The organism is Phenylobacterium sp. (assembly GCF_030645195.1).
In the GTDB taxonomy this organism is placed as follows: domain Bacteria; phylum Pseudomonadota; class Alphaproteobacteria; order Caulobacterales; family Caulobacteraceae; genus Phenylobacterium.
Window position 1 is genome coordinate 1 of sequence record NZ_JAUSLW010000080.1, and the last position, 9,336, is coordinate 9,336.

10 protein-coding genes are annotated in these 9,336 nt (G+C 70.4%); all 10 read left to right on the forward strand.

Annotation, left to right across the window (positions count from 1 at the left end; all coding sequences use genetic code 11):
- Positions 1-465, forward strand: a 465-nt coding sequence (locus tag Q7T09_RS07520; protein ID WP_370689216.1) for an ABC transporter permease, incomplete at its 5' end; no start/stop codon positions are given.
- Positions 458-1,165, forward strand: a complete 708-nt coding sequence (locus tag Q7T09_RS07525; protein WP_304698923.1) for an ABC transporter ATP-binding protein — start codon at positions 458-460, stop codon at positions 1,163-1,165. The genes Q7T09_RS07520 and Q7T09_RS07525, both read left to right, overlap by 8 nt.
- 271 nt (positions 1,166-1,436) lie before the next feature.
- Positions 1,437-2,516 (forward strand): c-type cytochrome biogenesis protein CcmI, encoded by a 1,080-nt coding sequence (gene ccmI / locus Q7T09_RS07530; RefSeq protein WP_304698924.1) that lies wholly within the window; start codon positions 1,437-1,439, stop codon positions 2,514-2,516.
- Positions 2,513-3,013 (forward strand): cytochrome c maturation protein CcmE, encoded by a 501-nt coding sequence (ccmE, locus tag Q7T09_RS07535; RefSeq protein ID WP_304698925.1) that lies wholly within the window; start codon positions 2,513-2,515, stop codon positions 3,011-3,013. The genes ccmI and ccmE overlap by 4 nt, the downstream gene beginning before the upstream one ends.
- Positions 3,010-4,971 carry a heme lyase CcmF/NrfE family subunit gene (locus tag Q7T09_RS07540; protein ID WP_304698926.1) on the forward strand — a complete coding sequence of 654 codons (1,962 nt, stop codon included), beginning with the start codon at positions 3,010-3,012 and terminating at the stop codon, positions 4,969-4,971. The genes ccmE and Q7T09_RS07540 overlap by 4 nt, the downstream gene beginning before the upstream one ends.
- Positions 4,968-5,414 carry a cytochrome c-type biogenesis protein gene (locus Q7T09_RS07545; protein ID WP_304698927.1) on the forward strand — a complete coding sequence of 149 codons (447 nt, stop codon included), beginning with the start codon at positions 4,968-4,970 and terminating at the stop codon, positions 5,412-5,414. The genes Q7T09_RS07540 and Q7T09_RS07545 overlap by 4 nt, the downstream gene beginning before the upstream one ends.
- A gap of 135 nt (positions 5,415-5,549) precedes the next feature.
- Positions 5,550-7,097 carry a Do family serine endopeptidase gene (locus Q7T09_RS07550; RefSeq protein ID WP_304698928.1) on the forward strand — a complete coding sequence of 516 codons (1,548 nt, stop codon included), beginning with the start codon at positions 5,550-5,552 and terminating at the stop codon, positions 7,095-7,097.
- A gap of 28 nt (positions 7,098-7,125) precedes the next feature.
- Positions 7,126-7,797 (forward strand): response regulator transcription factor, encoded by a 672-nt coding sequence (locus tag Q7T09_RS07555; RefSeq protein ID WP_304698929.1) that lies wholly within the window; start codon positions 7,126-7,128, stop codon positions 7,795-7,797.
- Positions 7,798-8,116: 319 nt separating this feature from the next.
- Positions 8,117-8,605, forward strand: a complete 489-nt coding sequence (locus Q7T09_RS07560; RefSeq protein WP_304698930.1) for a hypothetical protein — start codon at positions 8,117-8,119, stop codon at positions 8,603-8,605.
- A 33-nt stretch (positions 8,606-8,638) separates the two neighbouring features.
- Positions 8,639-9,336: HAMP domain-containing sensor histidine kinase (locus tag Q7T09_RS07565; RefSeq protein WP_304698932.1), on the forward strand; the 698-nt coding region annotated here is incomplete at its 3' end.

The following is a 9,336-nucleotide window of genomic DNA, read 5'->3' on the forward strand; positions in this document are numbered from 1 at the left end:
GACCAGGTGGCCGAGCCGATCCGGCGCTGGCAACGGCTCACGGTCTACACTCGGGCGGAGATGGAGGAGATTCTGGTCGACAAGCTGATCGCCACATCCGCGCGTCAGATCGGCATGTTCCTCGTCATCCTCTCCATCGTCAGCGCGGCAATCGTCGCCTTCATCATCTACACGCTGACGATGGGTAAAATCCGGGAGATCGCGGTGCTGAAGCTGATCGGCACACGCAACCGGACCATTTCGTTCATGATCCTGCAGCAGGCGCTTGGACTCGGCCTGATCGGCTTTGTCGTCGGTAAGATCGCCGCCACCGTCTGGGCCCCGATATTCCCCAAGTACGTCCTGTTGCTGTCCAGCGATTCCGTGCGCGGCTTCATCGCGGTCATGGTGATCTGCGCGATCGCCAGCCTGCTTGCCATCCGCGCCGCGCTTCGGATCGATCCCGCGGAGGCCATCGGTGGCTGACGGCATCCGCATCGACAATCTCGTCAAGACCTACGGGGAAGGCGAAACAGCGGTCCATGCGCTGCAGGGCGTTGACATGCATGTCGGGCCCGGAGAGGTCGTCGGCCTCATTGGACCGTCGGGGTCTGGCAAGAGCACCCTGCTCAAATGTCTAGGGGCGGTGATCGAGCCAACGTCCGGGCGGATGACGATCGGCGAGCAGACCATTTACGACAACGCATGGAAGATTCCTGATCTTCGGGCGCTGCGTCGTGACCGGATTGGCTTCATTTTTCAGTCGCCCTATCTGATCCCGTTTCTAGATGTGACCGACAATGTCGCCCTCTTGCCGATGCTCGCCGGCGTCACCAACGCCAAGGCCCGCGCCCAAGCGGTGGAGTTGCTCACGGCGCTCGATGTCGCCCATCGCGCCAAGGCCATGCCATCTCAGCTCTCAGGGGGAGAACAACAGCGCGTCGCCATCGCCAGGGCGCTGGTGAGCCGTCCCCCCGTGATCCTCGCCGATGAACCGACAGCGCCGCTCGATGGGGAACGAGCGCTGGCGGTGGTCAAGATCCTGAATGACATGGCGGCCCGCTACCAGACGGCGATCATCATCGTCACCCATGACGAGAAGATCATCCCCACGTTCAAGCGCCTCTATCACATCCGGGACGGCCGAACCCATGAGGAAGGCGGTCGAGCGGAACCGGCACCTTGACCTGGGCAAAGACTGCTCTTCGCACAGATGTCCGGTTCTCCGCCGGAAACCAAGTTCCGCTTCTGGCGCAGATCGGACATTGACCGAGGTCAGTTCTGCTTCCCGCCATTGCGGACGTCGGGAGGTGAGGTTCGTCGCAACCTCTGCATCGCACCCTCTCGAGCCCTCAAGTCGGTCCTCGTTTCGGCGAACCGGCGCGTAGCGCGTTTCGCGTGGGCTGCGTAATCTTACGGACCTCGCGCTGGTCGCCGGTTTCGTCTAAACGCCCCTCATGATCGCCTTCTGGATCGCCGCCGGCCTCATCTCCGCCGCCGCCGCCGGCCTTGTCCTGCACGCCGCCGCGCAAGCCGCGCGCAACGTTGGGTCCCAGGATCCGACGTTGGACCTCTATCGCCGCCAGCTCGGCGAGATCGACGACCTCGCCGACCGGGGCCTGATCGCCGAGGGCGAGCGCAAGGGCGCCCATGCCGAGGCCGCGCGGCGCCTGCTCCACGCCGCCGACGCCACGGCCCGGCCCTGGACCGCCGACACCGGCCTGCGCAAGCCGGTCCTGGCCGTGGCCGCCGTCACGCCGCTGATCGCGCTTGGCCTCTATTTCTGGGTCGGCTCCCCGGGCTTCGCCGACCAGACCTTCAAGTCCCGGCTGGCCGCCTGGCGGGCCACCGATCCGGCCGCGCTGTCCGCGCCGGAGATGGCCGCGGTCCTCCAGACCATGACCGTGGAGCGGCCCAAGGACCCCGAGGGCTTCCGCTACCTGGCCATGGCCCACGCCGCCTCCGACAACCCCTCGGCCGCCGCCCGCGCCTTGCGCCGCGCCATCACCCTCGATCCCAAGCGCCCCGACCTCTGGAGCCTGCTGGGGGAGGCACTGGTGGCCCAGGGCGGCGGCGAGGTCACCCCCCAGGCCCAGCGCGCCTTCGAACGCGCCCTGAGCCTCGACCCCAAGGCCGTCACCCCGCGCTTCCACCTGGCCCGCGCCCGCATCGCGGCGGGCGACAAGGCCGGCGGCGTCGCCGCCTGGCGCGCCCTGCAGGCCGACCTGCCGATGACCGACCCCCGCCGCGGCGCCCTGGCATCCGCCATCTCCCAGGCCGAGAACGCCCCGGCGCCCGCCGCGCCGGCCATGCCGCAGATGGACGCCATCCGCGGCATGGTCGCCGGCCTCGCCGCCAGGCTGGAGGCCAACCCCAGTGACGGCGAGGGCTGGGTGCGGCTGGTGAGGTCCTACGCCGTGCTTGGCGACACCGAGAAGCGCGACACGGCCCTGGCCACCGCCCGCAAGCGGTTCGCCGCTGATCCCGACCTGCTCCAGGCCCTCGACGCGGCCGCCAAGACGGAACCCATGACATGAGCGGCTGGCTGCCCAAGTCCCCCAAGGCGCGCCGCCGCCTGACCCTGCTGGCGGCCATCGCGCCGGTCCTGGCGCTCGCCGTCGGCCTCACCCTGTGGGGCCTCTCGGACTCCATCTCCTTCTTCTACACCCCCAGCCAGGCCGACGCCGCCAAGCCGCCCGCCGGCCGCACCCTCCAGCTGGGCGGGCTGGTGGAGGCGGGCAGCGTGGTCAAGCACCCTGACGGCCGGGTGGAGTTCACCGTCCGCGACTCCCTCGCCGCCGACCGCATCGTCTTCCAGGGCGACCTGCCCGACCTGTTCCGCGAGGGGCAGGGCATCGTCGCCACCGGCGCCTACCGCGAGGACGGCGTCTTCCAGGCCAAGCAGGTCCTGGCCAAGCACGACGAACGCTACATGCCCCGCGAGGTCTCCAAGGCGTTGAAGGAACAGGGCGAGTGGCGCGGCGACGGCGAAAAGCCCGGCTACGACGCGCCCCGGAAGTCCCCCGTCACATGATCGCCGAGACCGGCGCCTTCGCCCTGATCCTCGCCCTGGTGCTGTCCCTGGCCCAGGTCGTCCTGTCCGTGGCCGGCCGCTGGCGGCGCGCCAGCGTTCTGGCCGGCGCCGGCGCCGGAGCGGCGCTCGCGGCCTTCGCCTGCGTCGCCGTGGCCTTCGCCGCCCTGATGCACGCCTTCGTCACCTCCGACTTCTCGGTGGCCAATGTCACGGCCAACTCCCACACCGAAAAGCCCATGCTCTACAAGGTGGCCGGAACCTGGGGCAGCCACGAGGGCTCCATGCTGCTCTGGTGCCTGGCCCTGACCGGCTTCGGCGCCGCGGTCGCGGGCTTCAGGCGCGGCCTGCCGCCGGGCCTCAAGGCGGTCACCGTGGCCACCCAGGGCGCCATCGGCACGGTGTTCCTGGCCTATACGGTCTTGGCCTCCAACCCCTTCCAGCGCCTGGCCCAGATCCCCATCGAGGGCCGCTCCCTGAACCCCCTGCTGCAGGACCCGGCGCTCGCCTTCCACCCGCCCGCCCTCTATGCGGGCTATGTCGGCATGTCGGTGGTCTTCTCGCTGGCCGTCGGCGCCCTGGTGGAGGGGCGCGCCGACGCCGCCTGGGCCCGCTGGGTCCGGCCCTGGACCCTGATGGCCTGGAGCCTGCTCACCGTCGGCATCACGCTCGGCGCCTTCTGGGCCTATTACGAGCTCGGCTGGGGCGGCTGGTGGTTCTGGGACCCGGTGGAGAACGCCAGCTTCATGCCCTGGCTGATCGCCACGGCCCTGCTGCATTCGGCTATCGTCACCGAAAAGCGCGGCGCCCTGGCCGGCTGGACCGTCTTCCTGGCGCTCGCGGCCTTCACCTTCTCCATGCTGGGCGCCTTCCTGGTGCGCTCGGGCGTGCTCACCAGCGTCCACGCCTTCGCCGTCGACCCGACCCGGGGCGTCCTGCTGCTGATGATCCTGGGCGCCACGGCGGGCGCCGGCTTCGCCCTCTTCGCCTGGCGCGCCCCGGCGCTCAGCCCCGGCGGCGTCTTCGCCCCCGTCAGCCGCGAGAGCGCGCTCGTGCTCAACAACATCCTGCTGGCGGCGGCCACGGTCACGGTCCTGCTGGGCACCCTCTATCCCCTGATCCGCGAGGCGGCGACCGGCGAGGCGATCTCGGTGGGCCCGCCCTTCTTCAACCTGACCTTCACCCCGCTGATGGCCGCCCTGCTGATCCTGCTGCCGGCCGGGCCCCTGCTGGCCTGGAAGCGGGCCGACGCGCTCGGCGTCGCCCAGCGCCTGTGGGTCGCGGCCCTGATCGCCGCCGCCTGCGGCCTGCTGGCCTTCGCCGTCGTCAGCCCCCGCAAGGCGCTGGCCAGCGCCGGCCTCGGCCTCGGCGCCTGGCTGATCCTCGGCGCCCTGGTGGAGCTGGCCGAGCGCACCCGGGCCTTCCGCGGTTCGGCCGCCGAGACCTGGCGGCGGCTCACCGGCCTGCCGCGCGGCGCCTGGGGCATGACGCTGGCCCATGCCGGCCTGGGGATCTTCGTCCTGGGCGCCTGTTTCGAGACCGGCTGGAAGGCCGAGGCCGCCGAGACCCTGGTCATCGGCGGACATCTGAACGTCGGCGCCTACGAGCTGACCCTGGACGCCATCCAGGGTGTCGACGGCCCCAACTTCGACGCCGAGCGGGCGGTGATCTCGGCTCGCAAGGCCGGCGCCCTGATCTGCGCGCCCCGGCCCGAGCGCCGCTTCTACCCCGCCGGCGGCCAGACCACCTCGGAGGTGGCCATCTGCACCCTGGGCGCCAGCCATCTCTATGTCGTGCTGGGGGAACGCCGCCCCGGCGAGGTCTGGCTGGTGCGGGCCTATTGGAACCCCTGGGCCCTGCTGATCTTCCTAGGCCCCGGCGTCATGGCGCTCGGCGGCCTGATCTCGCTCTCCGACCGCCGGTTGCGGCTGGCCGTGGGCCGCCGCGCGGCCGCCGCATGAGGAAGCTTCTCGCCATCCTGGCGGCGGTCTTCTGCATCGCCGCGGCCTCCGACCCGGCCGAACGCCTGGCCGATCCCGCCCAGGAGGCCCGCGCCCGAGCCCTGTTCAGCGAGGTCCGCTGCCTGGTCTGCCAGAACGAGTCCATCGACGACTCCCAGGCCGAGCTGGCCTCCGACCTGCGCCGCCTGGTCCGCGACCAGATCAAGGCCGGCAAGTCCGACGACCAGGTGAAGGCCTATCTCACCGACCGCTATGGCGAGTTCGTCCTGCTCAAGCCGAGCTTCTCCTGGGGCAATGCGGCCCTGTGGGGCGCCCCCTTCCTGGTGGTGGGTCTCGGGGTCTGGCTGCTGGCGCGGAACCTTCGCGCGCCCCGCCCGTCCTCCGAACTGTCGGAGGAAGAGGCCGCCCGTCTGGCCGATCTCGCCGACGATGATCAGACGTGACACGATTGCGCCCAATATCGGTCGCCTTGCTGCGCGCAGCGTGACCTAAACGTAACTTGCGCGGCGCTTGCGCTGTAAGGCATCGAACCTAGGTTGTTGGTGACCCGCAAGGGCCCACAGGGAAATTGAAGGCATATGACCTCGAAGAAGAACGGTTATCTCTGGGGCGCCCTGGCCGGCGTCAGCATCGCGACCGCGGCCGTGGCCGGCGCCAGCGTCGGCAAGCCGGTCGCCGACCGCGTCGACCAGTCGATGCTCATCCGGGCCTCGACCGCCCCGATCTTCGCCCCGCCGCCGGGCGCGCCGCTCTCCTTCGCCGACATCTTCGAGAAGGTCTCCCCCGCGGTGGTCTCCATCAACGTCACCTCAAAGGTCGACGCCGCGGCCCTGCGCCGCCAGATCCCGGGTCTGCCCTTCGACATCGTGCCCCGCGCCGCGCCCGACGGCGAGGACGGCGAGGGCGCCCAGCAGGGCCAGCCGCGCCTGCCCAACCAGCAGTCCTCCGGCTCGGGCTTCTTCATCTCGCCCGACGGCTACATCGTCACCAACAACCACGTCGTGGAGAACGCCGACGAGATCAAGGTCGTGCTCAAGGACGAGCGCGAGCTGGACGCCGTCGTGGTGGGTCGCGACGAGGGCACCGACCTGGCGGTCCTCAAGGTCAAGGGCTCCGGCTTCTCGTTCGTCAACTTCGAGAACGCCGCCAAGCCCCGGGTCGGCGACTGGGTGATCACCGTCGGCAACCCCTTCGGCCTGGGCGGCACCGCCACGGCCGGCATCATCTCGGCCTATGGCCGTGACATCGGCGAGACCTTCGTCGACTACATCCAGATCGACGCCCCCATCAACCGGGGCAATTCCGGCGGCCCGACCTTCGACATCTATGGCCGGGTGATCGGGGTCAACACCGCGATCTTCTCGCCCTCGGGCGGCTCGGTGGGCATCGGCTTCGCCATCCCCGCCGACGTGGCCGACGCCATCACCAAGCAGCTGATCGCCGGGGGCAAGATCACCCGGGGCTATATCGGCGCCTCGATCCAGAACTTCACCTCCGAGATGGCCGAGGCCCAGGGCATGGCCGGTCAGAAGGGCGCCATCGTCGCCGACCTGGTCCCCGGCGGGCCCTCGGCCAAGGCCGGCCTCGTCCCCGGCGACGTGGTGGTGGCGGTTAACGGCGTGAAGGTGCGAACCTCATCGGAGCTGACCCGCGAGGTCGCCAAGGCCCGGGCCGGCGACGTCCTGCACGTCGAGGTCCTGCGCGACGGCAGTCGCAAGACCGTCGACATCCGCTCGGGCGTCCGCCCGACGGAGAAGGAGCTGGCCTCCAACGACAATTCCGGCTCGCCCCGCGCGCCGGGCGCCGAGGGCGGCCCCGCCGTCCAGCTCCCGGCCGTGCTCGGCCTGAAGCTCGCGCCCCTGGACGACGCCGCCCGTCGCCGCCTCAACATCGAGGGCCCCGTGCGCGGCGTGGTGGTGGACAGCGTCGACCAGTCGTCGGACGCCGCCCAGCGCGGCCTGCGCAAGGGCGACGTCATCACCCAGGCCGGCGGCCGGCCGGTGACCAGCGCCTCGGAGTTCTCCGCCGCCGTGGACGTCGCCAAGAAGGGCGGCCGTCCCAGCATCCTGGTGGGCGTCCTGCGCGCCGGCCGCACCACCTTCCTGCCGATCAAGGTTTCCGGCTAATCTCCGGAAACTGATTTGGGGGTACGGCATGCGCATTCTGATCGTTGAGGACGACCTTGAGGCGGCCGAGGCCATGGACCGCGGCCTCACCGAGGGCGGCCACGCCTGCGTCCGCGCCGCCGACGGGGAGGAGGGCCTCAAGGCCGCCCGCGACGGCGAGTTCGACGTGATGATCGTCGACCGCATGATGCCCAGGATGGACGGGGTCACCCTGGTGGAGACCATCCGCCGCGAGGGCGACCAGACCCCGGTCCTGTTCCTCTCCGCGCTCGGCGAGATCAACGACCGCGTCGCGGGCCTCAAGGCGGGCGGCGACGACTATCTGGTCAAGCCCTACGCCTTCGCCGAGCTCAGCGCCCGGGTCGAGGCCCTGTCGCGCCGCCGCGAGACCGGCTCGGTCCAGACCCTGCTGCGGGTCGGCGAGCTGGAGATGGACCTCATTGGCCGCTCGGTGCACCGCCAGGGCAAGGAGATCGACCTCCAGCCCCGCGAATTCCAGCTGCTGGAATTCCTGATGCGCCACGCCGGCCAGTCGGTGACCCGCACCATGCTGCTGGAGAAGGTCTGGGAATACCACTTCGACCCCCAGACCAACGTCATCGACGTCCACGTCTCCCGCCTGCGCTCGAAGATCGACAAGGGCTTCGACCGCGCCATGCTGCAGACCGTCCGCGGGGCGGGCTACCGCCTGGAGCCGTAGGGGGCGGCCAATTGGACGTTCTGATCCCAACCATCTTTCCCTTCTCCCCTTGCGGGAGAAGGTGGCCGGTCGGAGACCGGTCGGATGAGGGGTCGATGGACACCTCAAGCAAACCCACTCCGTCATCCCGGCCGCAGCGAAGCGGAGAGCCGGGACCCAGGAGCCCAGCCCAGTCACCTGGGTCCCGGGTCTCCCTCCGGTCGCCCGGGATGACGGATGTTGTTCTGAGAACGCAGCGCGACCCCTCATCCGTCGCGCCTTCGCGCGACACCTTCTCCCGCAAGGGGAGAAGGACCGCGCACGCCCAGAGGCCTTTCTGATGTCCCCCGGGCTGCGCCTTCCGCGGATGTTCCGCACGACGCCGTTCCGGCTGACCCTGCTGTTCCTGGCCCTGTTCGGGGCCGCGGCCAGCGCCTTCCTGGCCTATATCTATGTCGCCACCGCCGGGGAGGCGACGCGGCGCACCGACCAGGACATCACCCGTGAGATGAACTCGCTCGTCGCCGCCTATGACCGGGCCGGCGTCGACGCGGTCAACCAGTCCCTCATCGAGCGGGCGGCCAGCGAGCGGCCCTTCCTCTACCTGCTGATGAAGCCCGACGGCACGCGGATCTCCGGCTCCATCGCCGAGTCCCCCCTGGAGGACATCAACGCCGTCCCGGCCCGCGCCAGCTTCTCGGTCACCGATTTCGACGCGCAAGGGCGGCCCATCAAGCACCCGGCCCGCGGCTTCCAGGAGCACCTGAAGGGCGGGGAGATCCTGTTCGTCGTCGCCGACGTCAGCGTAGACCCGGCCTATGTGGGCTAGATCGTCAACGCCCTGCGCGGCGCGGGCACCTTGGTGGTGGTCCTGGGCCTGCTGGGGGGCGTGCTGGTCAGCCGCAATGTCAGCCGCAGCATGGCCGGCCTCACCGACGTGGTCACCGCCGTGCGCAACGGCGACCTGGCCGCCCGCGCCCCGGTGCGCGGAACCCGCGACGAGTTCGACGAACTGGCCGCCGGCCTCAACGAGATGCTCGACCGGCTGGAGCGCTCCATGGCCGGCCACCGCCACGCCGGCGACGCGATCGCCCACGACCTGCGCTCGCCGCTCACCCGCCTGCGCGCCCGGCTGGAGGTGGCCTATCTCGACGTCGAGGCCGGCAAGGGCGACCCGGAACAGGCCCTGGCCCAGGCCCTGGAGGACACCGACGGGGTGCTGAAGACCTTCGGCGCGGTGCTGGCCATCGCCCGCCTGCAGGCCGCCGGCCAGGCCCCCGACCAGATCCTCTTCGACCCCGCCCAGCTCGCCGCCGACATCGCCGAGCTTTATGAACCGCTGTGCGAGGACAAGGGCCTCGACTTCCAGGCTGAGATGGCCGACGGCCTCCAGGCCCGCGGCAATCAGGAGTTCCTGGCCCAGGCGCTCGCCAACCTGCTCGACAACGCCGTGAAATACACCCCCTCCGGCGGCGCCATCATGCTGCGCGTGCGCCGCCGCTCTTCCGGCGAGATCGAATTCTCGGTCACCGACACCGGCCCCGGCGTGCCGGAGGAGGA

Coding starts and splice junctions, on each gene's coding strand:
- ccmI (WP_304698924.1), top strand. CDS start 1,437: ATGATCGCCTTCTGGATCGCCGCCGGCCTCATCTCCGCCGCCGCCGCC.
- ccmE (WP_304698925.1), top strand. CDS start 2,513: ATGAGCGGCTGGCTGCCCAAGTCCCCCAAGGCGCGCCGCCGCCTGACC.
- Q7T09_RS07540 (WP_304698926.1), top strand. CDS start 3,010: ATGATCGCCGAGACCGGCGCCTTCGCCCTGATCCTCGCCCTGGTGCTG.
- Q7T09_RS07545 (WP_304698927.1), top strand. CDS start 4,968: ATGAGGAAGCTTCTCGCCATCCTGGCGGCGGTCTTCTGCATCGCCGCG.
- Q7T09_RS07550 (WP_304698928.1), top strand. CDS start 5,550: ATGACCTCGAAGAAGAACGGTTATCTCTGGGGCGCCCTGGCCGGCGTC.
- Q7T09_RS07555 (WP_304698929.1), top strand. CDS start 7,126: ATGCGCATTCTGATCGTTGAGGACGACCTTGAGGCGGCCGAGGCCATG.
- Q7T09_RS07560 (WP_304698930.1), top strand. CDS start 8,117: ATGTCCCCCGGGCTGCGCCTTCCGCGGATGTTCCGCACGACGCCGTTC.